At 63.6% G+C, this 22,925-nt stretch carries 19 protein-coding genes; 18 read left to right on the plus strand and 1 reads right to left on the minus strand.

All coding sequences use genetic code 11. The features are described 5' to 3' along the window. The 3 genes from RM531_RS05225 to RM531_RS05235 are packed head-to-tail and all read left to right on the plus strand — an operon-like array spanning position 1 to position 1,603. A complete protein-coding gene (locus RM531_RS05225) occupies positions 1–1,038 on the plus strand; it encodes an FAD:protein FMN transferase (RefSeq protein WP_311657792.1) in 1,038 nt (345 codons plus the stop codon). Next, on the plus strand, positions 1,035–1,208 hold the full coding sequence (gene nqrM, locus RM531_RS05230; RefSeq protein WP_311657793.1) for a (Na+)-NQR maturation NqrM: 174 nt from the start codon (positions 1,035–1,037) through the stop codon (positions 1,206–1,208). Before RM531_RS05225 ends, nqrM begins: the two co-directional genes overlap by 4 nt. Further along, entirely contained in the window at positions 1,208–1,603 is a 396-nt protein-coding gene (locus RM531_RS05235; RefSeq protein WP_311657795.1) for a CBS domain-containing protein, read from the plus strand. The genes nqrM and RM531_RS05235 overlap by 1 nt, the downstream gene beginning before the upstream one ends. Positions 1,604–1,649: 46 nt before the next feature. On the opposite strand, the gene RM531_RS05240 is transcribed toward RM531_RS05235, so the two are convergent. Further along, the gene (locus tag RM531_RS05240) at positions 1,650–2,615 is read right to left on the minus strand and encodes a PaaX family transcriptional regulator (protein ID WP_311657797.1); all 966 of its coding nucleotides are present in this window, start codon (positions 2,613–2,615) and stop codon (positions 1,650–1,652) included. A 207-nt stretch (positions 2,616–2,822) separates the two neighbouring features. Here RM531_RS05240 and paaA point away from each other — a divergent pair, with 207 nt between their 5' ends. From paaA to RM531_RS05320, 15 genes are all read left to right on the plus strand, one after another. Beyond that, positions 2,823–3,854: a 1,2-phenylacetyl-CoA epoxidase subunit PaaA gene (paaA, locus tag RM531_RS05245; RefSeq protein WP_311657799.1), complete on the plus strand. Its 1,032-nt coding sequence runs from the start codon at positions 2,823–2,825 to the stop codon at positions 3,852–3,854. A 10-nt stretch (positions 3,855–3,864) separates the two neighbouring features. Beyond that, complete coding sequence (gene paaB, locus RM531_RS05250; protein WP_311657801.1) at positions 3,865–4,146, plus strand: 1,2-phenylacetyl-CoA epoxidase subunit PaaB; 282 nt, start codon at positions 3,865–3,867, stop codon at positions 4,144–4,146. 8 nt (positions 4,147–4,154) lie between these two features. Continuing rightward, a complete protein-coding gene (paaC, locus tag RM531_RS05255) occupies positions 4,155–4,913 on the plus strand; it encodes a 1,2-phenylacetyl-CoA epoxidase subunit PaaC (RefSeq protein ID WP_349255397.1) in 759 nt (252 codons plus the stop codon). A 5-nt stretch (positions 4,914–4,918) separates the two neighbouring features. Next, a complete protein-coding gene (gene paaD, locus RM531_RS05260) occupies positions 4,919–5,437 on the plus strand; it encodes a 1,2-phenylacetyl-CoA epoxidase subunit PaaD (protein WP_311657805.1) in 519 nt (172 codons plus the stop codon). Then, entirely contained in the window at positions 5,437–6,525 is a 1,089-nt protein-coding gene (gene paaE / locus RM531_RS05265) for a 1,2-phenylacetyl-CoA epoxidase subunit PaaE (protein ID WP_311657807.1), read from the plus strand. The genes paaD and paaE overlap by 1 nt, the downstream gene beginning before the upstream one ends. 2 nt (positions 6,526–6,527) lie before the next feature. Further along, entirely contained in the window at positions 6,528–8,558 is a 2,031-nt protein-coding gene (paaZ, locus tag RM531_RS05270) for a phenylacetic acid degradation bifunctional protein PaaZ (protein ID WP_311657808.1), read from the plus strand. A gap of 26 nt (positions 8,559–8,584) precedes the next feature. Further along, complete coding sequence (gene paaG / locus RM531_RS05275; protein ID WP_311657809.1) at positions 8,585–9,376, plus strand: 2-(1,2-epoxy-1,2-dihydrophenyl)acetyl-CoA isomerase PaaG; 792 nt, start codon at positions 8,585–8,587, stop codon at positions 9,374–9,376. Then, on the plus strand, positions 9,366–9,800 hold the full coding sequence (gene paaI, locus RM531_RS05280; protein ID WP_311657811.1) for a hydroxyphenylacetyl-CoA thioesterase PaaI: 435 nt from the start codon (positions 9,366–9,368) through the stop codon (positions 9,798–9,800). Before paaG ends, paaI begins: the two co-directional genes overlap by 11 nt. A 49-nt stretch (positions 9,801–9,849) precedes the next feature. Then, the gene (gene paaK / locus RM531_RS05285) at positions 9,850–11,154 is read left to right on the plus strand and encodes a phenylacetate--CoA ligase PaaK (protein ID WP_311657812.1); all 1,305 of its coding nucleotides are present in this window, start codon (positions 9,850–9,852) and stop codon (positions 11,152–11,154) included. A 23-nt stretch (positions 11,155–11,177) separates the two neighbouring features. Next, positions 11,178–12,383 (plus strand): 3-oxoadipyl-CoA thiolase, encoded by a 1,206-nt coding sequence (pcaF, locus tag RM531_RS05290; RefSeq protein WP_311657814.1) that lies wholly within the window; start codon positions 11,178–11,180, stop codon positions 12,381–12,383. Between the two features lie 21 nt (positions 12,384–12,404). Continuing rightward, positions 12,405–13,181, plus strand: coding sequence for an enoyl-CoA hydratase-related protein (locus RM531_RS05295; protein ID WP_311657816.1), 777 nt, complete (start codon positions 12,405–12,407; stop codon positions 13,179–13,181). 52 nt (positions 13,182–13,233) lie between these two features. Next, positions 13,234–14,769 (plus strand): 3-hydroxyacyl-CoA dehydrogenase PaaH, encoded by a 1,536-nt coding sequence (gene paaH / locus RM531_RS05300; protein ID WP_311657817.1) that lies wholly within the window; start codon positions 13,234–13,236, stop codon positions 14,767–14,769. A 1,056-nt stretch (positions 14,770–15,825) separates the two neighbouring features. After that, positions 15,826–21,285, plus strand: a complete 5,460-nt coding sequence (locus RM531_RS05305) for a site-specific integrase (RefSeq protein ID WP_311657819.1) — start codon at positions 15,826–15,828, stop codon at positions 21,283–21,285. A 244-nt stretch (positions 21,286–21,529) separates the two neighbouring features. Continuing rightward, positions 21,530–21,871, plus strand: a complete 342-nt coding sequence (locus tag RM531_RS05315; protein WP_311657832.1) for a DUF7008 domain-containing protein — start codon at positions 21,530–21,532, stop codon at positions 21,869–21,871. Positions 21,872–21,888: 17 nt separating this feature from the next. Continuing rightward, positions 21,889–22,602, plus strand: a complete 714-nt coding sequence (locus RM531_RS05320; RefSeq protein WP_311657820.1) for a hypothetical protein — start codon at positions 21,889–21,891, stop codon at positions 22,600–22,602. Positions 22,603–22,925: the final 323 nt, after the last annotated feature.

Below are 22,925 nucleotides of genomic sequence, written 5' to 3' on the forward strand. Positions count from 1 at the left end.
ATGCACATGCGCCTGGCCAGGCAGGTGTTCTGTCTGGCCGTTGCCGGGCTATTGGCCGCCGGCTGCGCCGAGCCGGGACCGACGGTCTGGCGTCTAACCGGCCCGGCCCAGGGCACCACCTACACCGTGACCGTGGTTGACCCGCCGGCGGCCGTTTCCCGCAATGAAATCGATCAGGCGATCCGGCAGACCCTGGACGAGATCGATGCGGCACTGTCGACTTGGCGGCAGGACGCCGACATCAGCCGATTCAATCGGGCCACCTCCGATGAATGGGTCGAGGTCTCGTCCATGCTGGCCGGGCTCGTCCAGCGATCGCTGGCGCTGGGTGATAGCACTGACGGGCGTTTCGATGTGACCCTCAAACCGGTTCTGGCGCTATGGGGTTTCGGGCCGGGCGCCGAGACGCCGGCATCGGTACCGGATGCGGCCGTGATCGAACAGGTGCTGGCCCGTACCGGGTCCGGGCGTGTCGACGTTCGGCCGACGCCCCCAGGCCTGCGCAAGTCGGCTGCCGATCTGCAGCTCGAGCTTTCCGGCATCGCCCAGGGCTACAGCGTGGATGCGTTGCGCGATCTGCTGGCCGACCGCGGCCTGGACCGATTCCTGGTGGAACTGGGTGGCGAGCTGTACGGGCAGGGGCGCAATCCGGACGGACGCGCCTGGCAGGTGGGGGTGGAAGCCCCGGTGGCCGGCCGGCGGGACATCTCCCGGGTGGTGCCGCTGGACGGGCAGGGCATCTCGACCTCCGGTGATTATCGGGATTTCTTCGAGCTGGACGGCCAGCGTTTCTCGCACACCATCGATCCGACCACCGGACGGCCGGTCACCCACGATCTGCGTTCGGTGACGGTGCTGCACGACAGCACGGAGATGGCTGACGGCCTGGCGACCGCGCTGCTGGTGATGGGCCCCGAGGCGGGGCTGGCATTCGCCCGGGAACGCGAGCTAGCGGCGCTGTTTATCCGGGGTGAGGAGGGTGCGTATACTTCAGTCACGACCAAGGCATTCGATCGCCTGACGGAGGTCAAGCAATGACGACATTTCTGGTGGTATTCACGGTGATGATGCTGGCGGTCTCGGCCATGGCCGTCGGCGTCATGGTGTCCGGCCGCGAGATCAAGGGCAGCTGCGGTGGTCTGAATACTAAAGGCGACTGCCCCTGCCAGAGCAGCTGCGAGGCCGGCGAGCGCGGAGCACCTCGCTGATGCTGCACTCGGTAACGGTGCGTGACTACATGTCGGCGCCGCTGGTGACGTTCAGTCCCGACATGGATGTGCTGCGCGCCATTCACCTGCTGCTGGAAAACCAGATCACCGGCGCACCGGTCCTGGACAAGCTGGGCAACATCGTTGGTTATCTGTCGGAAAAGGACTGCCTGCAAGTGGCCATGGATGCCAGTTACCACGAGGACTGGGGCGGCAAGGTCGGGGAGTTGATGACCCCGGAAGCCATGACGGTGGAATCCGACGCCTCCATCCTCCAGGTGGCCCGCATCTTCCGTAACACCTCGATCAAGTCACTCCCCGTGATGGACGAAAATCGCCTGGTTGGCCGCATTACCCGCAGTGACGTGCTTCGTGCCTTCGAGGCGATTCGCTGACAGCAGTTGGGATGACCGGATCCCCGCTCGAACGGATTTCCGCCCGTTATTCCCTGGCTCTGATCCGCGAGCCCACGCGGCCCCGGTCGTTTAACCCTCCGAATCGTTCGAAAAACGCCTGATCCAGTTCGGCCACGGGTTCCCCGGATTCCGCCCTTACAGCTTCGATGTACGCATCGGCGCCTGCCCAGACATGCTGATAGAGAAAACGGCAGGTCTCGTAGGCTCTCAGTCCGGCCCAGTCGGCCGGGAACAGTGACGAAGGCAGGCGCGGCGCATGGAGTGACGCCCGCCGGAACAGGTGGATCGCCAGTAACCGGGTCTGGAAATACTGCGCCGGTTCAACGTCGCCGGGATCGGTTTCAAGGATGGGCAGCCAGTTCGCGAACCGGTGCTCAAAATCCAGGTAGCGGGTTTCCGCGTCCTCCAGATCCCAGAAATCGCTGATGCCGTCCCGGAGCGTGCGAAGCGTCGGGGAGTCGAGCGACTCGGACACGAACACGAAGACCTGCTGCTCGAGCCCCAGTTCCGAGAGAATTTCCGCCATCGTCTGCCTCGAACCCAGCGGGTGAACGAACAACCCCGATGCGATCATGCTGTAGCCCTCCCAGTCGAGGAGTTGCCGCAGCCGTGATCGTTGCCAGGCCTGCAGGGAGCCGGGTGGCGCGAAGGCGACCAACCATTGTCCATGCCACTGGTCGAGCGGGGGTTCATAGAACCGACGTCGAGCCTGAAGAATCCGTGCCCGACCCGCCCGGGTCAGATGGTACCGGCTGCGGCGGCCATGCCGCTGGGCATCCAGCCAACCGTCCTGCCCCAGCCGTTGCAGGCTCGTTCTGACGGAGCGTTCGTTGATGTTGAACGGCGCCATCAGGTCGATGAGCGTCCCCACCCAGAACGAACCGCCGCGGGGCTCGATCACATCCCCCAGCAGCGACACGATCAGGGATTTCGCGCGCGGCCTGGCATGGTGCACGAGTTCGTCGATATGCCGTTGTAGCGACTGGTTCATGGCGAATGCGGGTTGTCGGACAGGCGTCGGGCGTCCCGGCAGACTTTACGATTAGCACGCGGGAAAAGCGAGCGAGAACAACGTATTAAAAATGACACGAAAATAAGATTGACAACGTAAAAACGGTATCATAATGTCGATGTTGCAGCACGCGTCCGGAACGTCATCTCCCGGATGCAACGCGGAACCGCTCCGGAGGTATGCCACATGTATGCGCAGAACGTTGATACCGGTGTGAACCGGCTCCGGGCTCGTGACGAGTTGTCCGCTGATGAGCGGACCTTCCAGGACCGGGTCGATCAGGACATCCGCATCGAGCCGAAGGACTGGATGCCGGAGGGGTATCGCAAGACGCTGATTCGCCAGATTTCCCAGCACGCGCACTCCGAGATCATCGGTCAGCTGCCGGAGGGCAACTGGATCACCCGGGCGCCGTCGCTGCGCCGCAAGCTGATCTTGCTGGCCAAGGTGCAGGACGAGGCCGGGCACGGGCTCTATCTCTACAGCGCGGCGGAGACCCTCGGGGCGTCGCGGGAAGACATGATTGCCGATCTGCTGTCCGGCAAGGCCAAATACTCCAGCATCTTCAACTATCCCACCCTGACCTGGGCCGATATTGGCGCTATCGGCTGGCTGGTCGACGGGGCGGCGATCATCAACCAGGTGCCGATCTGCCGTTGTTCCTATGGTCCCTATGCGCGGGCCATGGTTCGCGTGTGCAAGGAGGAAAGTTTCCACCAGCGCCAGGGCTTCGACATCATGATGGTGCTGAGCCGGGGCACCGAGGCGCAGAAGGCGATGGCCCAGGATGCGCTGAATCGATGGTGGTGGCCGTCGGTGATGATGCATGGCCCCCGGGACGAGGAATCGGTAAACAGCGCGCAGTCCATGCAGTGGCGCATCAAGCTGTTCTCCAACGATGAACTGCGTCAGAAGTTCATTGATGAAGCCGCCGAGCAGGCCGGCTACCTGAGTCTGGAGATTCCCGATCCGGATCTGAAGTGGAATCCCGACCGAGGGCACTACGACTACGGTGAACCGGACTGGGATGAATTCTGGACGGTGCTGAAAGGCAACGGCCCCTGCAATCGCGAGCGACTCGAGGCCCGGCGGTCGGCACACAATGGCGGCGAGTGGGTGCGTGACGCCGCGGTGGCCTATGCGGAGAAGCGGCAGGCGCGCCAGGCGTCAGTATCCACGGCGTTTGACCGAGCGCCCCGATCGGCCACTGCGGCGTGAGGAACACACGATGAAGGAGTGGCCGCTCTGGGAAATCTTCGTGCGCAGCCAGCACGGTCTGGCGCACAAGCACGTTGGCAGCCTGCATGCCGTGGACGCCGAGATGGCGATCCAGAATGCGCGCGATGTGTACACGCGTCGCAACGAAGGCGTGAGCATCTGGGCGGTGCGCGCGGCCGATATCGCCGCGTCGAGCCCTGGCGACAAGGACGTCCTCTACGATCCCGCACGCTCCAAGGTGTACCGGCATCCGACCTTCTATCCGATGCCGGATGAGGTCAAGAACATCTGAGCATGGCGATGACGGTCCGCGACGCAACCCTCGATTTCGTCCTCCGTGTCGGTGACAGCTGCCTGATCCTGGGGCAACGCCTTTCTGCGCTGTGCGGTCACGGTCCGTCGCTGGAGGAGGATATCGCTATCACCAACGTGGCACTGGACCTGATCGGGCAGGCGCAGAACTGGCTGGCCCACGCCGGAGAACTGGAAGGCAGGGGGCGAGACCCGGACAGCCTTGCCTATTTCCGCGACGCCCACGAGTTTCGCAATCTGGTACTGGTCGAGCAGCCCAATGGGCATTTCGGCGACACCATGGCCCGGCAGTTCTACTTCGATGTCTGGCATTACCTGCTGCTGGCGCAGTTGATCGAATCGTCGGATGAAACGGTTGCCGGCATCGCTGCCAAGTCGATCAAGGAAGTGCGCTATCACGTCGAGCGCAGTTGCGACTGGGTGGTTCGGCTCGGCGACGGCACGCCGGAAAGCCACGAGAGGATGCAGGCCGCACTCGAGCGCCAGTGGGCGCATGTCGGCGAATTGTTCGAGGCCGCGCCGGGTGACACAGCGCTGGTGGATGCCGATATCGCGCCAGCACTGTCGACCCTGCGGGAACCCTGGTCCCGCCACGTTGGCGAAGTCATGGCGGAAGCGACCCTGACGGTACCCGACAAGCCGCCGTCCCGGGCAGGCGTCAGGGCCGGTCACCACAGCGAACACCTGAGCTACCTGCTTGCCGAGATGCAGGGGCTGCGCCGGGCGCATCCGAACGCCGAGTGGTGACGGTCATGGCGACAACCAGGCAGCAGCGGCCCACGGAGGCAGACATCTGGTCCCGACTCGACGCGGTTACCGATCCCGAGATTCCGGTGATCTCGGTCGTGGATCTGGGGATTGTTCGAGCCGTTGCCTGGGATGATGACGAACTGACCGTGGTGATCACGCCGACCTACTCGGGATGCCCGGCGATCCGGGTAATCGAGGACAGCATCGGCGATGCAATCCGCGATCTCGGCGTCGAGAACTTTCGTCTGGAAACGCGCCTGTCGCCGGCCTGGACCACCGACTGGCTGAGCGAGCGCGGCCGCGAAAGGCTCCGGGATTACGGCATTGCACCGCCGGCCTGTAGCGCGGCGCAGGTTGTCGATATCAGCCGGATCATGAACCGGCGCCACCGGGCCATTGCCTGTCCGCATTGTGGTGCCACGGCCACCGAGCCTGTCAGTCAGTTCGGCTCGACGCCCTGCAAGGCGCTCTATCGGTGTCAGGCGTGCCTGGAACCGTTCGACTACTTCAAGGAACACTGATGCACCAGTTCCGACGCCTGCAGGTTGGCTCGGTCGAGCGCCAGACACGTGATGCGGTAGTCGTGACATTCGATGTGCCGGCTTCCCTGCAGGACGAATTCCAGTACCTGCAGGGACAGCATCTGACCCTCCGCCGGGCGTTCGATGGCGAGGAAATCCGTCGGAGCTACTCGATATGCTCAGCCGTCCAGGACCAAACGCTGCGAGTTGCGATCAAGCGGGTGCAGGACGGCCTGTTCTCCAACTGGGCGAATGACGAGTTGGCGCCGGGGATGGGGCTGGACGTGATGCCGCCATCCGGCCGGTTCCGTGTCGATCTCGCGGCGCCCAACGCGAAGCACTACGTTGCCTTCGTTGCCGGCAGCGGCATTACGCCGATTCTTTCCATCATCAAGACGACGTTGATGACCGAGCCCGGGAGTCGCTTCACGCTCTTCTACGGCAACCGGTCGGCCAGTTCCGTGCTGTTCAAGGAAGAACTGGAAGACCTCAAGGATCGCTACATCGAGCGCTTCCGGCTGGTCTTCATTCTCAGTCGCGAGCAGCTGGAAATCGACCTGTTCAATGGCCGCATCGACCGGGAGCGCGTCGATGCGCTGATGGGGCTCTGGCTCGATCCGGCGGATATCGACGTCGCCTTTGTCTGCGGCCCCCTCGACATGATGAACGATGTCAGCGAAGGCCTGCAGGCCCATGGTGTGCCCAAGGCGGACATCAAGATGGAGCTGTTCGCCACCAGCGCGCAGGACGCCGCTCGCCGGCAGGCGCGCAGCGAGGCGGTCAGCGAGCGCCCGGTCGAGGGCGAGAGCCGGGTCGAGGTGATTCTCGACGGCCGCACGCGAGTGCTCGCCGTTGAACGAGGCCGTCAGAATCTGATCGACGCCGCACTCGGGCAGTCGGTAGAGCTGCCTTACTCCTGCAAGGCGGGCGTCTGTTCCAGCTGTCGCTGCAAGGTGGTTGCAGGCGAGGTGGACATGAATGCCGTCTTCGCCCTGGAGGATTACGAGATAGAGCGCGGATTCGTGCTGGCCTGCCAGAGTTATCCGGTCAGCGATCGCGTGGTTCTGGATTTCGATCAAGAGACCTGAGAATGAAGCTACACAGTTACGTACAGGGGCAGTGGCAGTTCGGCGGGGGCGAGAGCACGACGCTGCGGAGTGCGGTCACGGGCGAATCGGTTGCGGAGATCGCCCGGGGCGGCCTGGATTACGCCGGGATGCTGGCGTATGCCAGGGATACCGGTGGCCCGAATCTACGGGCTCGAACCTTCCATCAGCGGGCCATCATGCTCAAGGAGTTGGCCAAGCATCTGAGTCAGCACAAGGACGAGTTCTACGCGTTATCCACCGAAACCGGCGCCACGCGGACGGACTCGATGGTCGATATCGATGGCGGCATCGGCACGCTGTTCGCCTACAGTGGCAAGGGACGCCGCGAACTGCCGAACGGGCACGCCGTCATCGATGGCGACATGGAACCGCTGTCCCGCGGGGGTAGCTTCATCGGGCAACACGTTTGGGTGCCGCTCGAGGGCGTCGCGGTTCACATCAACGCGTTCAATTTTCCCTGCTGGGGAATGCTGGAAAAACTGGCGGCGAATCTTCTCGCCGGCATGCCCGCCATCATCAAGCCGGCGAGTCAGACTGCCTATCTGACGGAACTGATGTTCCGCCGCATGATCGAGTCGGAACTGCTCCCGGCCGGCGCGGTGCAGCTCATCTGTGGCGGTGTCGGCGATTTGCTCGATCACGTCACCGGGCAGGACGTGGTGACGTTCACCGGCTCCGCCGAGACCGGCCGGAAATTGCGTTGTCACCCGGCGATCGTCAACAACGCCACGCGCTTTTCGATGGAGGCGGACTCCCTGAACTGCAGCATCCTGGGTCCGGACGCGGTGCCGGGCACGCCGGAATTCGATCTGTACATCAAGGAAGTCGTGCGCGAGATGACGGTCAAGGCCGGCCAGAAGTGCACGGCGATTCGCCGGCTCATGGTGCCCGAGTCGCTGGTTGCGCCGGTCATTGATGCCCTGAGCAAGCGCATTGAGGAGAAAGTCGTTCTGGGGCACCCCGGCGACGAGGGTGTAACACTGGGCGCCCTGTCCAGTCTGGATCAGCGGCAGGAAGTCCGGGACCGCGTCAGGGATCTGCTGGATACCGCGGAGCTGGTTTACGGCAATCCGGATGAATGCGATCCCCGTGGCGCGGATGGCGATGCCGGTGCATTCATGTCCCCGCTGATTCTGCATTGCGCCTCGCCGGTCGCCGGCAGCCCGGTTCACGACGTGGAAGCCTTCGGGCCGGTGTCCACCGTGATGCCGTATAAGTCCGCGGCGGATGCGGCGAATCTGGCCAGGCTCGGGCAGGGCAGTCTGGTGGGCTCGGTCTTTACCGCCGATCCGGAGTTTGCCCGCGAGGTCGTGATGGGATCGGCTTCGCACCATGGCCGCCTGCTGGTAGTGGATCGAACCTGCGCGAAGGAGTCGACCGGGCACGGATCCCCGATGCCGACGCTGGTTCATGGCGGCCCCGGACGGGCCGGCGGCGGCGAAGAGCTGGGCGGCGTGCGCGGCGTTTTCCATTACATGCAGCGCACCGCATTACAGGGATCACCGGACATGCTGTCCGCAATTACCGGGCGATGGATGCCCGGCGCGTCGCGCCGCGAGGGCGAGCATCCGTTCCGGAAGGACTTCGACAGCCTGCGGATCGGGGATACGGTCAAGGCGGGGCCCAGGGCGATTACGATCGAGGATATCGAGCATTTTGCCGAGTTCACCGGCGACACCTTCTACGCCCACATGGACGAGGAAGCGGCGAAGGCCAATCCCTTCTTCGACGGCCGTGTGGCGCACGGGTACTACATCGTGTCGCTGGCCGCCGGTCTGTTCGTGGCGCCCGAGCCGGGCCCGGTTCTCGCCAACTACGGCGTCGACAATCTACGCTTCATGACGCCTGCCTACCCGGGTGATGAACTCAGCGTCACACTCACCTGCAAGGAGAAGAATCTCCGCGAGGGTGCGGGCTATGGCGAGGTGCGCTGGGATACGGTCGTAACCAATCAGGATAACGAGTCGGTGGCCCAGTACGACGTTCTCACGATGGTCGCGACGGCGGCCTGATTCACTCACCGCCGGGGGAGACAACAATGACGTCCGATGTGGTGCTTCTGGATATCGACGGACCGGTTGCGCGAATCACGCTGAACCGGCCCGAGAAGCTCAACAGTTTCAATGTCGAGCTGCACGAGGCACTGGCGTCGGCGCTGTCGACGGTCGCGTCCGACGAGAACCTCCGGGTTCTGTTGTTGACGGGGGCCGGTCGCGGATTCTGTGCCGGCCAGGATCTCGGCGACAGGCACGTGGCACCGGGCGAGGCGCCACCGGATCTCGGCGCCTCGGTGGAGAAATACTACGCGCCGCTGGTGCGCCGTATTCGTTCCCTGCCGATGCCGGTGGTCTGCGCGGTCAACGGTACGGCCGCCGGCGCCGGCGCCAATCTGGCACTGGCCTGTGATCTGGTGGTCGCCACGGCGTCGGCCAAGTTCATGGAGCCGTTCTGCAAGCTCGGGCTGATTCCGGATACCGGCGGCAGCTATTTTCTCCCGCGCCTGGTCGGCACGGCCCGGGCGATGGGCCTGGCGATGCTGGGCGACGTCCTGTCCGCCGACCAGGCCGCTGATTGGGGTCTGATCTGGAAATCGATCCCGGATGACGCGTTCATCGAGGAGGTCGAACGTCTGGTGAGTCATCTGGCCGCGGCACCCACCCGCGGGCTGGCGGAAACCAAGCGGCTGATCTACCGCAGCGCCGATAACACGCTCGATGCCCAGCTGGATCTCGAGCGCGACACCATGCGCGAGCTGGGTCGCAGTCACGACTATCGTGAAGGGGTCGCGGCCTTCGTCGAGAAAAGAAAGCCCGACTTCCATGGCAACTGACCCGGATCGCGACGGACTCGCCGCCCGCGTGGTAGCCGCCATGTATGCGCGGGACGCCGCCAGCCAGGCATTCGGCATGTCGATCCGGGAGGTTTGCGCGGCTCGTGTATGCGTGAGCATGACAGTGCGGGCCGACATGACCCAGGCGGTGGGGACATGCCATGGCGGCGTGATCTTTTCGCTGGCGGACTCGGCATTCGCGTTCGCCTGCAACCGTTTCAACGAAAGGACCGTGGCGGCCGGCTGCGGTATCGAGTTCCTGCATCCGGCCCGGGTCGGCGATGTGCTCACCGCCGAGGCAGTGGAGCAGGCCGCCATGGGCCGAAGCGGAATCTACGACGTGCGGGTTAGCAACCAGAACGAGGAAACCATCGCACTGTTTCGCGGCAAGTCCCGTCGTATCAGCGGGAGCACGATCGAATAAGCAGCCCGCCGCCGGCATGCCGGCAAACGGGCCAGGAGGAGAGACAACAATGACCACCGATCACGGGCGTCCGGAATCGATCGAAACGGCAAGTCGTGACGAGTTGTCGGCACTGCAGCTCGAGCGACTCAAGGCGACGCTGCAGCGTGCTTATCACAACGTACCGCATTATCGGAAAGCGTTCGACGAGGCGGGCGTCCGGCCGGACGATGTCCGAAATTTGTCAGATCTTGCCCGTTTTCCGTTTCTCACCAAGCAGGATTTGCGGGATGCCTACCCGTTCGGTCTGTTCGCCGTGCCGCGCGAACAGGTGGTACGCATTCATGCCTCCAGTGGCACCACCGGCAAGCCCACGGTGGTGGGTTATACCGCGAACGACATCGATACCTGGTCAAACCTGGTTGCCCGCTCGATTCGCGCCGCGGGCGGGAAGCCCGGCGACATCGTTCACATCGCCTATGGTTACGGCCTGTTCACCGGTGGGCTGGGTGCCCACTACGGCGCCGAGCGGCTTGGCTGCACCGTGGTGCCGATGTCCGGCGGGCAGACCGAAAAGCAGGTTCAGTTGATCCGGGACTTCCAGCCCCGCGTGATCATGGTGACACCCTCCTACATGCTGAACCTGATCGACGAGTTCCATCGCCAGGGCATGGATCCCAAGGAGAGTTCGCTGCAGATCGGCATCTTCGGCGCAGAGCCCTGGACCAACGCGATGCGGCACGAAATCGAGGCCGCCTGCGGGATCGATGCGGTGGATATCTATGGTCTGTCGGAAGTGATGGGGCCGGGTGTCGCCAGCGAATGCGTCCAGACCAAGGACGGCCCCGTGATCTGGGAAGATCATTTCTATCCAGAGATAATCGACCCGGTCACGGGCGCGGTGTTGCCCGACGGCGAGGAAGGGGAGCTGGTCTTCACGTCCCTGAGCAAGGAAGCATTCCCGGTGATCCGCTATCGCACGCGGGATCTGACGCGGCTGCTGCCGCCGACGGCCCGGTCGATGCGCCGTATCCAGAAAATCACCGGTCGATCGGACGACATGCTGATCATCCGGGGCATCAATGTCTTTCCTTCCCAGGTCGAGGAGCTGATCTGCAAGCAGGCGGAGTTGTCGCCTCACTACGTGATCGAGGTATCGCGTCAGGACAAGATGGATCGCATCAAGGTGCTGGTGGAACCGCGAGAGGGGATGCCGCTCTCCGATGACGCTGCGGCAACCTCGGCCGGGCAACTCAAGCACAATATCAAGAGTTATATCGGGACCAGCGCGGAAATCGAAATCGCCGCTTGCGGGTCAATCGAGCGATCGCTGGGCAAGGCGAAGCGGGTGATCGACAAACGTCAGCTCGCCTGAGCCATACAACCTGACGAGGTCTCATGAACGAAGCCTTTATCTGTGACGCCGTGCGGACCGCCTTCGGCCGCTTCGGCGGCTCGCTGGCCACGATTCGGACGGATGATCTGGCGGCGATACCGATCCGGGCGCTGATGGCGCGTCATCCGGGCATTGACTGGTCCCGGCTGGACGATGTTCTGTACGGGTCCGCCAACCAGGCGGGCGAGGACAACCGTAATGTGGCCCGCATGGCGGCGTTGCTGGCGGGGCTGCCGATCGACGTGCCCGGGAGCACGGTGAATCGTTTGTGCGGGTCCAGCCTCGACACCATCGCGACCGCTGCCCGCGCAATCAAGTGCGGGGAGATGCAGCTGGTGATTGCCGGCGGTGTGGAAAGCATGACACGGGCGCCGATGGTCATGCCCAAGGCCGAGACCGCCTATTCCCGCAACGCCGAGCTATACGACACCACGATCGGCTGGCGCTTCGTCAATCCGACGCTCAAGGCGCAGTACGGGATCGACTCGATGCCGGAAACTGCCGAGAACGTGGCTGACGATTTTCAGGTCAGTCGCGCGGATCAGGATGCGTTCGCCGTCCGCAGCCAGCAGCGCTGGGCGATAGCGGATGCAGCGGGGTTTTTCGCCCGGGAAATCGTGCCGGTCGATGTGCCCCGCCGGAAAGCCGATCCGCTGCGCTTCGAACGCGATGAACATCCCCGTCCCGACGCCGATATCGACGCGCTGGCGAAGCTCCGACCCATCGTGCGGCCTGATGGCAGCGTGACCGCTGGCAATGCCTCCGGTATCAACGATGGTGCCGGTGCTGCGCTCATTGCCAGCCGTACGGCGGTCGATGCGTACGGCCTGACGCCGAGAGCCCGTATCGTGTCCGCCGCCGTTGCCGGGGTGGAACCGCGCATCATGGGCATGGGGCCGGCGCCGGCGTCGCGCAAGGCACTTGCCCTGGCCGGACTGTCGATCGACGACATGGATGTGATCGAACTCAACGAGGCGTTTTCGGCGCAGGCACTGGCGGTGTTGCGGGACCTGGGCGTCGCCGATGACGCCGAGCACGTGAATCCCAACGGCGGCGCCATCGCCATCGGGCATCCGCTCGGCGCCTCGGGCGTCCGTCTGGCGACCACTGCGCTGAATTATCTGGAAACCGGCGGGGGCCGCTACGGCTTGTGCACCATGTGCATCGGCGTCGGCCAGGGCATTGCCCTGGTGATCGAACGTGTCTGACCCACAACGCCCGTGATCGACATGACATACGACGACATCGACGTCACCCGGCCGGCCGAACGTGTCTGCCATATCCGCATAAACCGGCCCGAGGTGCGTAACGCACTGCGTACGCAGACGCTGACGGAGATCGCGGACGCCCTGGCCGTCGCGGCCGCCGACGAGACCGTGGGCGCTGTGGTGATATCCGGTGACAGCAAGGCCTTTGCGGCCGGCGCGGATATCCGCGAAATGGCTGGTCTCGGGGCGATCGGGGTCTGGCAAAGCGGGCGGCCGGCCCAGTGGCAGCGCATCGCCGATTTCGAAAAGCCCCTGATCGGGGCGGTAAACGGCTATTGCCTGGGCGGCGGCTGTGAGCTGGCCCTGGCCTGTGACCTGTTGATTGCGGGTGACGATGCCGTGTTCGGCCAGCCCGAAATCAAGCTCGGTATCCTGCCGGGCGGGGGCGGCACCCAGCGCTTGATCCGCGCCGTGGGCAAGGCATTCGCCATGCAGATGGTGCTCTCCGGCATGCGGGTGGACGCGGCCACCGCCGAGCGCCGCGGGCTGGTGGCCGAAACGGTGCCGGCCGATCAGGCATTGCCGCGGGCGCTGGAAGTCGCGGCGGATATCGCCGGCAATGCGCCACTGGCGCTGGCGGCGGCCAAGAAGGCGCTGAATCAGGCATTCGAAACGCCCCTGAGCGCGGGCCTCGACTTCGAGCGCCAGTGCCTGGCGTTGCTGTCCGCCTCCGAGGATCGCAACGAGGGGATTGCGGCCTTCCTGGAAAAGCGCAAACCGGTCTTTCGGGGGCGATGATTGAAAATGCGTCGAGTTTCCCATTGCATGAGGTAAGACGGTGAGCAAGGCGTTGGCAACGGATCGACCGGTGGCGGTGATTGGCGCCGGGACGATGGGGGCGGGCATTGCCCATGTGGCGGCTCAGGCGGGCCACCCGGTGCGCCTGTTCGATGCGGTGGACGGTGCCGTGGCTCGCGGTATTGACGGTGTGGCGGCCCAGCTCGATGGCCGGGTGGCCAAGGGCAAGCTAGACGCCGCGGCGCGCGATGCCATCCTGAACCGGCTGCAGCCGGCGGCCTCGTTGGCCGATCTGGGCGACGCGAGCCTGGTGATCGAGGCCATCGTCGAGGACGTGTCGGTCAAGCAGCAGGTTTTCGGGGAGCTTGAAGGGCTGTGCGGCGCGGACACGGTTCTGGCCACCAACACTTCCTCGCTGTCAGTGACGGCGATCGCCGCCGGCCTGGCGCGCCCGCAGAACCTGGTCGGCATGCATTTCTTCAATCCGGCGCCGGTGCTGAAGCTGGTCGAAATCGTTTCCGGCCTGGCCACGGATCCGGCGGTGGCCGACACTGTATTCGCCACCGCGGAAGCCTGGGGCAAGGTGCCGGTGCACGTTCGCAACACGCCGGGTTTCATCGTCAACCGCGTGGCCCGGCCGTTCTATGCCGAAACGCTCAATCTGCTCGAGCAGCAGGCCGCCGACGTGGCCACGCTTGACGCGTTGATGCGCGAATGCGGTGGCTTTCGCATGGGACCCTGCCAGCTGATGGACCTGATCGGTCAGGACGTGAACGCCAGGGTCACTGCGACCGTGTTTCATGCCTTCCATGGCGATGCCCGGTACCGGCCGTCGCTGGTGCAGCGGGAACTGGTCGACGCCGGCCGGCTGGGCCGCAAGAGCGGCCTTGGCTTCTACGACTATGGCGAGAACGCCGGGACCCCGTTCCCGCAGTCGGCGGATCCGCGCCCCGCGCCTGAATCGGTGACAATCACTACCAGTGGCGGCGAGCAGGGGCTGCTCGCGCCCCTGGCCGAGCGGCTGCGAACCGCCGGCGTCACGATTGCGCTGATCGACGGTGATGGCGAAGCCGTCGAGGTGGCCGGGGCAACCCTGCTGCTGTCCGATGGCCGACTGGCTACCGAACGAGCGGTGACCGAGGGACTGGACAATCTGGTCGTGTTTGATCTGGCCCTGGATTACGGCAGTGCCAGCCGCATCGCGCTGGCGGCCGCGGATACCACCGCCGATATTTCCCGTGCCGCCGCCGCCGCCGTATTCCAGGCCGCGGGTCTGGCGGTGAGCTGGCTGGATGATGCGCCGGGTCTGGTGGTTCTGCGTACCGCCGCGATGCTGGCCAACGAAGGTGCCAACGCCGTTCATGAAGGCATTGCCGATGCCCGGGGGGTCGACAACGCCATGCAGTTCGGCGTGAATTACCCGATCGGCCCGCTGGCCTGGGCGGATTGGCTCGGCCCGGCGTTCGTCCTGCGGGTACTGCATCATCTCCAGGCCGCTCATGGCGACGACCGCTATCGCCCTTCATTGCGTCTGCGGCGTCTGGCGGCGTGTGGTGGCCATTTCCACGAGGGCACCGAACGTCATTGAGGACATTCCCGGACTGGCGAGGCATCGCCTGATTCGCTCACAGGGTATTGGCGGATCGGGTCCTAACCCATTATTTCTCTGTTTATTTTTCGTTAGCGGTTGCGCGGAGCCGGGCCGATGTTTATAATCCACGTTCACCGGTTGCGGGGTGGAGCAGTCTGGCGGCTCGTCGCTCATAAGCCGAACTGGGTAGTAAGCAGTAATTGGCGGCAGTTGGTTTAAGTCGGCGTAAATGCTCTTAGTAAAAGCAAAAAAACCGACAAGGCCTTTTTCGATCGTGATCTAGTTAACCCGATCTACCCCGCTTGACACGTTCCTATTGAGGCGGTGAAAGTCTACGATAGGTTGACCGTCGGGCAGCAGCTAGATGCTGCAAAACCTACCAAACAGTCTTCGCTTTGAGCTCGCGCCGCATCTCAGGTGCCGGAGTGGCAGGCGCATCGAGGTCGCCCAGTTGCACGATCTGCTCTGCGGCGAACCATACCGCAAGCGCCGTGGTCCTCAGAAACGCGCCTTCCTTCTTTGCGGCCTATCTGTCCAAGTAGCATCACGTCTGCTCGCGGATCTAGATCTCAACCCGGCTCTCCCCGCGGCGAAGCGCTGGACCCGACGTCTGGTACCCGGCAATTTTCGCGTTTCGGCCCGAAGCATGGCATGGGCCGAGTCGGGTCCGTTGGCTATTCATCCGCTACCCGCAACGCGGTCATTCGTGCATAGCTTGCCCGAATCTTTGGTTTGGTCGGCCTTGGAGTGGGCGCCGCCGGTGGTGACACCACCTGATCGGGCTGGTCATCGACGTGTCCTTGCCAATCACACCACGGCGCTGATTGCCCGCCTACTGCTCGCGGATCAGACCGTGTGGGTCCGGGTCCTCGCCAAACGTACTGCGCATCAGCGGACGCTGGCTGAAATGTGTCAGGCGATCGATTACGTCATGCGCCCGTTGTTCGACGCGAACCGGCGTCGAACGGCCATCGCGGCTGGCAAACTCCCGGATGCCCAATTGCTATCGGGGTATAGCCGTGCGTGGAGTGCCCGGCTGATCGAGAGGGCTTCGTGAACAAGCGGCTCGATCGGCTGACCGACCATGTGGGCTGTTCGAAAAGTGCGCTGGTAGACGCCCTGTATGTGCTGCGCGCGCCCAGGACGTTAACTGCCGTTATCCCCCTGGCCCGCGAGTTCAGGGATTGGCGCCGACACCACCCGGAGCTGGCGAGCCTGCCGGACCAGACCGACGACGCCAGTCGACTGAGTCTGCTGGACGCTATTGCTGACTTGGTGATCGAGGACGAAGAGCTCACGGGGGCGAGCCTGGCTCGCTACAGGAACCCTTGGACCCCCTTGCGGCCCCTGACCGGTGATTCGGTTATCGGTGAGCTGTTGCTCACACAACCGGCGAAAGGCGTGGACTCCCCCGCCTACACAAGGCTGGCGGCGTGGCTGTTGTGGCAGGCACAGCGATTTCATGTGGCCCACACCACTCATCAGCAGTATGCGGACTATCTGTTGGCAAGCAGCCAGGAACTTCGGAAACAGCGCCATGGTTCGCGTTTGTACAACAGCTTCCTGGCGCTGCGCCATCTCACTGATTCGAGCAACGAAACACAGCTGCGTGACCTGGCGGCTTGCGGTCTCGAACTGAATGCCGACCGCAGTTTGGCGTTGACCCTGTTTGCGCGCCTGAACCGCGTGTCCGGTGGTAAGGAGCGTAGCCGGTTACACCGATACGCGGTCGATAAACTCGGTGTTGATGAGACGGCCCTGGATACAGAGGCCGCGCGAATTGGTGCGTTACTGCCTCAGCCGATGGCGTTGTTGCTGACAACCGTCTGGGGTAAGCACTTGGATCTGCGGGCCGGGGTCACCCGCCGCTCGGGAGGGGGTAGTGGCGGTCGGCAAATTGGACGCCCGCGGATTATCCGTGGGGCGCGTCTGACCGAGCTCCACAACCGTGCCGATGAGGACGAGGTCCATGCCGGCACCGTGGTTGATTTCCTGGAACGATCCGACGACGCCACCTACGAGGACGCGGACCGCGATCCCGCGGATGACGACCCGGAGGAGGAGGACCAGGCCGAGCCCGCGTTTTCCCTGTTTTTGGCTGACCGTGACGACCTGATCAACGGCTATTACGCGGCCAAAGGAATGCAGAACGCCATCGAGTACAAGAATGCGCAGCTTCCCTGGGATCGGTCGACCCTGTCGCGGTCTGCGTTGCAGACGGTTCTGGCACTGATCGCCGACACGACTGCTGGCGGTGATCGGCTCACACATTGTGCGCGCCTGGCCATAGGGCTGAGCCTGCTAACCGGGCGCGCTCTGATGGAAGTCGCCCGTCCTTTCATTGTCGAGGGCGGGGGCAGGGCGGACGCTGACAACCCGATCGTGATCAGCCTGCAATATCACCGCCTGTCCATCCGCGCGGGCCAGCCGAAGTTGCGCAACAAACCCGCCTCGTCGCCGTTCTGCAAGCCGATCGATCAGGTCCTCACATTGCCCTTGCCGGCGGGTTGGCAACCTTTGGTTGCTGCGATCGGTCCGGGCCAGGCCAAACAGGGGCAGGCGATTGCGACCCGCGCCCGCGCATACCTCAATGGCTTACCGGCTACCTTGAAGGTCACGGAAAAGGGGGTACGCCACGCCTTGGTGCGGGCACTCGGGGAGCAGTCGCGCGGTGATCTGGGTTTGCAGAAACTCATCACCGATGGTTCGGAAGCCAACGCCCAGAACGTGATCCACTACGCCAGTTACGATGTCGCCCGCGCCGAGCACTGGTGGCGTGCAGCGGCCGAGACGCTGGTGGGCTCGCTGCCCGCCGGCAGGAGCGCGGCCGCGCCGAAGCCGTATGCCGGGGCCGTGCATGCCTTCGACACCGCCAGTCTCAGAGCCTACTTCGCCGAGATTCAGCAGCGGCTTCATACTGCCGAGGCCAACGGCGAGTGGTACCGGGTTTTCAATTTGCTCGTGTTGTACCTGTCGTACTGGTTGGGACTGGGCACCGCCGGACGCAAGACACGGGAGCCGGTGCCGAGCGTCCTGCTCGCCGGCGACTGGGCGCTGGTGGCCGACAAGCGTCGCCCCGATGGATCCACTGATCGGTTGGTTCCCCTCACGGAAAGCTTACGGGAGCAGATTCGTGCGTATGTCGCCTTCGCAGACGCCGTATCGTTGCAGTCCCCCGCACTGAATCCTGTTGTAACCGCCGATGGCGGCATGGCAATCCGGCTCCAGTACATCCATGTCAGCAAAGGGGCTGTGCCGTTTCAGCCCAAGTATCAGGAGGAAGACGAACAGCTCACGCCGCTGCCGTCGAACTGGGGGAGAAAACTGGTGCGCTCGGAGACGACCGGACTGGCGGGGCGGTTCCGTGACGCGGGAATGGGGCACTGGGCGCGGGGGCGCCACGCTTGGCATGTCACGAGCACGCTGGACACCGGTGGGTTTCGCCGGGCGTGGCTCACCGTGCAGGCGACACTGGAACACGAGCTCGGTTTCACGGTGATTCGGCCAGCAGGCGTGGATACTGACGCCCAGCGGCTGCCCGGGCAGCGACCCGTTGCGTCCGCCGGAAAGAGTGCCTCGAAACCGGCGCCGTCACCGGCCAAGACCATCGATGTCGAGCCCATCCTGCGAGAGGCTGACGAGGATAAGCTGGACCGGCTTGTCGACCCGAATCGGGACTGCCCGCGCGAAATCGCGTTGGAACTGGTGCGCAAGGCGGTGGGCCGATACCAGGGCACGACGGAAGACCAGCGTGAAATCGCCGAAGCCGCCTGCGCCTTTGTGCGCCAAAAACGGCGTATACCGCTGTTCGCTATGCGGCCGCGCCCACTGTTCGCCAACAGGTTCTTGCTGAATGCCGCTGGCTTGCGGACGCTGGCGTATCTCCAGAAATCGGTATTGCCTGCCTTTCACCGGGACTTGGCACAACTACCTTCGCGGTTTGCACCGACGAACGAATCCGAGCAACTGCGCCGCAACCGTGTCGAGTTGGGTCGCCTGGTAATGATCGGCATCTGGCGGCTGGGCCTGACCCGCTGGGCGCTGCTGGAGGCATGGCTACAGGCCCTGCGTGCGGGCAGTCCCATTCTGGCGGTGGGCGAGCTGCGCGTGATGATCTTTCCGGTAACCAGTGAGACCAGCCGGGAACCGATGCGGCGCACGGTGTTGCTCGACGTTTTCTCGGCGGCCTATCTCACGATCGAGCGGGAAACCATTCGCAACCAGCTGTTACCACCGCTGTCCCCGGAGAACCGGGAATCCGGGCCCAAGAACCGACGCACTCGTGTCCAGACCGCAATGAACACCTATCTGCGGGCCATCGGGGCGGGGCGTTTCGAAGTCACTGTAGCAGCCATGACCGAAGCCGCAGTGCAGTGGCTGATGTGCGAGACGGCCCCGGTGATCGCGGCCTACGCCCGCGGGGCGGTATTCAGTGAGGATATCGATGACCGGGAACTGCGCCGCCTAGCGGGCCTAGCGCCCCGCGCCACTCCGCAAGCCGGCGAAGAGCAGGCGCTGCCGGTATTCAAGGAACTCGACCTCGGTGCCACCGACCTACCGGCCGATGTAGCTCCGCCGGTTCTACGCGCCCTGGTGCACCACAAGGGTCGTCTCAAATCGGAGTGGCAGCGCCTGATCCGCAAGTATCAACCGGCATCTGCCACCGAGCATTTGCTTTGTAACTTCGCTCTCTGGTTACTGGAACGCTCCCGGGGCAAGGGCGGGGCGCGCTTCGGAGCGCATGAAAAGCGCTATTACGTGAGCCGCGTGAAAATCGTGGCCTACGCGGTGCTCGGCCATACGATCGGGACCTCCGGGGTGATCGACGACAGCACACTCGCCGCACTGGCGGAGGTCGGCCGCGAGCACTTTCCCGAAAAGGTCCAGCACGGTGCATGGTTTCAGTTTCACGCTTTTCTGGCTGATGAACAGGCCGATCATGCCGGCTTCACGATCGGGCGGCTGGGGCAACCGCCGGAGAGATCGGTATCGGCGAAAATCCTGGGGCAGCACGAACTCACCGCCCTGGCGTCGACCATCCCGTCAGCCAAATCCGGGATCGGCAATTCGGCCTTGCGGATTGCCGCGGCCCGACATGTCGAGCTGATGGCCACGTATGGTATGCGCCGTTCCGAAAGTGTTGGCCTGCGCGGCGTCGATTGGCAGCAGGACTTGATGCGTGTCCAGGCTTACGACGATCATGGCCTGAAAACCGCTTGGGCGGAAAGGGTGTTGCCCGCTGCCTTTGCCGAGCCGCAAACCCGAGGGTGGCTGAACGACGCGGGGCAAGCGAACCAGGGCCGGTTGATCGATCCTGATGCAAGCGGACCGGTCAACCCGGACAATTTCCACGACGCCATCAACCGCCTGATCAAGCAGGTTACGCAGGACAACAGCCTCGGTTCGCATCACCTACGGCATACGTTGGGCAGCCGCCTCGCACTCACGCTGTTGCACGATACCGCGTGCCTGGGTGGCGTAGCCGACGAGCTGCCCTGGGTTCAGGACCTGATCATCGACGAGAAGCGCATCAGCGGATTGCTGGGCAACGAGGGTGACGCCGGCCAAGGTCTGCGTGCCGTGGCGGCGCTGCTGGGCCATTCGCACCCGACCACGACGATCCGCCATTACGTGCATACGCTCTGTATCGCCTTGTACGGCGCGCTCAAGGCGCGGGATACGCTCGACATAACCAGGAGCTTTGAGAACCGCATCGCCAGCCGGGCGAGCGTGCAGCGCTGGGTGGCAACGGCTCGGGATAACGCGGTGCACACGGCGGATGGTGATGCCCGGCGCCATGAGATCAATCGGCTCCTCCGGGACCGGATCGAACGCAAATGCGCCGATGCCGGCATTGAGCGCGATGAAACGCCCCTGCCGGCCAACCCAGCCGCCGTGGACACGGAAACGTCATCTTCGGCGACCGGCGACGCCATTAATTTCGATGAGCTCGAAGCCATCGACCGGTCACTGCGGGACGGGCAGTTACTGCGACAAGCCGCGGTGGTGGGAGTCTCGAAGCGGGGCTTGGAGGGTTTGGCTTCGGTACCCACAGGCAAAGCCGGCTCCAGCGTGCCTCGCCATCCTTTGGAGCAAACGCAGCCGAGTGTTTGGCTGCCGCCGCGCCTGGCCGCTGGAACTGCCACCCACGCGGCGGCCACATTATGCGAATGGCTGGCCGCGTTGAAGGCCAACCGCCCGGATGACTATGCGTGGCTGCTCGACAAATGGATTCATGCCAGTGAACGTGAGCGCGGCCGCATGCAGCTCGACGGGCCGGGCGAAGTCGAACGGGCGCGTGGACTGACGGACCCTGAGCGGGTCAACATCCAGGTCGATCAGGCGCCGGTCGCTAAACAACGTCAGACAACTAAGGTCTCTGCCGCATGGCGAATGCGCATCAAGTGCCTCGATACTTGGCGCCAGCCGATCACGCGCGACACGCTAGCGATCCGCTGGGTGATGTCACATGTTGCGGCGCAATGGATTGGCGCGGTGGCCACCAGCGAATAAGCTCGGTGTGCATCGCGGCTAAGGCCGGCCCGACACCGACAGCGCGCCCGGAAACAGCCGCGCCTCGAGAGTTCGGTCTCGCTCAGCCCCGTCGGCCAGCCAATGCCCTGGGCCGCGGCCAGGCTGACGTATTTGGCTACCGCGCCCTTGGACAGCCCAACCGCCCGGGCGATCTTGGCGTGAGACAAGCCCGCCTGCCACTTCAGACGCAGGACCTCGTGGATCTTTCGCATGGGAACCCTCGGTGTCGGCATACTTTGTCTCCCGCTTGGCAAAAAGCGACGAGGTATGCCGGAAAAACCTCCAGGCTTCCAGCGCGTTGGCGGCTATTCCGGACAAACCCCCGCAATCGGTCACGATCACTCGGAATACGCAGCTCCCCCGCCTGATTCCATTACTCGCCGCCATCCACGAACAACTCCCGTGGGTACGCCAATGGCACAACGATATCGACCCAGCCATGGACGTTCGCCCCGGTAACTACTTCACTAGCTGGATCGACCAACAACTGAACCACCAAGGCTGGATCACCGAGACTGTGGCAGGCTGGCAACCTGAAAGCACCACACGCCGGCAACATGCCTGAGTCGTTAATTTGCGACTATGGAAGATCTTGAGCCGAACAACTCTGACCGTTTTGTGTCATACACAAGACTTGTCGGGGCGATTGCAAGCGTATGTGCGCCGGGCTTGGCACCGGTCGCTGCTGAAGTCGTGGCAAACGCAATACCGAACCAGCGGTTCGACCGAGTAGTTCGGCAAATGCAGCAGATGCAGCATGAGATCGACGTACTCAAGCACGAGAAATCCGTACTTGAGGCGAATCTCGCTAGCCAGCAAGGACGAGCCCTACTCGAAGAAGGTTTGGTGCAAACCGCTAACGAAACCGACGAAGAGGTGCGGAAGTTTATCGGCTCCCTGCTGGCCCGCTCCATGACTGAAGAAGAGCTGGATTATTACCGCACGCAGAAAATCCTTCGGATCCTCGACGAGTTGATACACCCCGAGTTGATCTGGTTGATTTATAGTGCGACCTGTTCGAAAAAGCCGCTAAGCCCGGAAAGCGCAGACACGAAATTACCCGATAAAGATGAATTTGAGCGCCGGCACAGCAACATACTGAAAGGCGACCGATATACACTGATTGGTCGGCAAAAGGAAATGGACACCGACGCGCTTGCGCGGAGTTACAAGAACAAGCTTTTAAGACTGGATCTGATTGCCGAAACGAAGCGCAGCGGTAAAGGTTACTACCAGGTTACCGATCTAGGTTACCTTGTTGTCCGCTATATTTTATCGCCGCTTTCCGGCTGGTAATGATCCACGCGCGTGCTCGGCCTAGCCCTGACAGGTGGCAACGGATCAGGCGTCGGCAGGCTGCCTGGGGCTAGCCGATCTGCGCCATCCTGCCGCCGTGTCCTTTGTGGTAGCGGGCGTTTGACTTCGGGATGGCGCGATATCATCGTTCGAAGCGAATAGCGCCTCGGGACGCACTGCCTCCATCCTTCGTGAGGTTCTGGAACTCCGGGGTTTTTTCGCTTCCGCAGCATACAATTATCAGTCGAAGAAGTGATGGCAGAACTCATCATCAACCTGTGGGCCATTTACGATGGGGGCGACCATCCCCCGGTTTTAGTAGC

Origin of the sequence: Spectribacter acetivorans, assembly GCF_031846305.1 — a bacterium.
GTDB lineage: Bacteria > Pseudomonadota > Gammaproteobacteria > Nevskiales > Salinisphaeraceae > Spectribacter > Spectribacter acetivorans.

Bases quoted from the DNA above. Each gene is read 5' to 3' on its own strand.
- paaG (WP_311657809.1), top strand. From the start codon at position 8,585: ATGACGTCCGATGTGGTGCTTCTGGATATCGACGGACCGGTTGCGCGA.
- paaE (WP_311657807.1), top strand. From the start codon at position 5,437: ATGCACCAGTTCCGACGCCTGCAGGTTGGCTCGGTCGAGCGCCAGACA.
- RM531_RS05320 (WP_311657820.1), top strand. From the start codon at position 21,889: ATGGAAGATCTTGAGCCGAACAACTCTGACCGTTTTGTGTCATACACA.
- nqrM (WP_311657793.1), top strand. From the start codon at position 1,035: ATGACGACATTTCTGGTGGTATTCACGGTGATGATGCTGGCGGTCTCG.
- RM531_RS05225 (WP_311657792.1), top strand. From the start codon at position 1: ATGCACATGCGCCTGGCCAGGCAGGTGTTCTGTCTGGCCGTTGCCGGG.
- pcaF (WP_311657814.1), top strand. From the start codon at position 11,178: ATGAACGAAGCCTTTATCTGTGACGCCGTGCGGACCGCCTTCGGCCGC.
- RM531_RS05235 (WP_311657795.1), top strand. From the start codon at position 1,208: ATGCTGCACTCGGTAACGGTGCGTGACTACATGTCGGCGCCGCTGGTG.
- RM531_RS05295 (WP_311657816.1), top strand. From the start codon at position 12,405: ATGACATACGACGACATCGACGTCACCCGGCCGGCCGAACGTGTCTGC.
- paaC (WP_349255397.1), top strand. From the start codon at position 4,155: ATGACGGTCCGCGACGCAACCCTCGATTTCGTCCTCCGTGTCGGTGAC.
- paaZ (WP_311657808.1), top strand. From the start codon at position 6,528: ATGAAGCTACACAGTTACGTACAGGGGCAGTGGCAGTTCGGCGGGGGC.
- RM531_RS05240 (WP_311657797.1), bottom strand. From the start codon at position 2,615: ATGAACCAGTCGCTACAACGGCATATCGACGAACTCGTGCACCATGCC.
- paaK (WP_311657812.1), top strand. From the start codon at position 9,850: ATGACCACCGATCACGGGCGTCCGGAATCGATCGAAACGGCAAGTCGT.
- paaI (WP_311657811.1), top strand. From the start codon at position 9,366: ATGGCAACTGACCCGGATCGCGACGGACTCGCCGCCCGCGTGGTAGCC.
- paaB (WP_311657801.1), top strand. From the start codon at position 3,865: ATGAAGGAGTGGCCGCTCTGGGAAATCTTCGTGCGCAGCCAGCACGGT.
- paaD (WP_311657805.1), top strand. From the start codon at position 4,919: ATGGCGACAACCAGGCAGCAGCGGCCCACGGAGGCAGACATCTGGTCC.
- paaA (WP_311657799.1), top strand. From the start codon at position 2,823: ATGTATGCGCAGAACGTTGATACCGGTGTGAACCGGCTCCGGGCTCGT.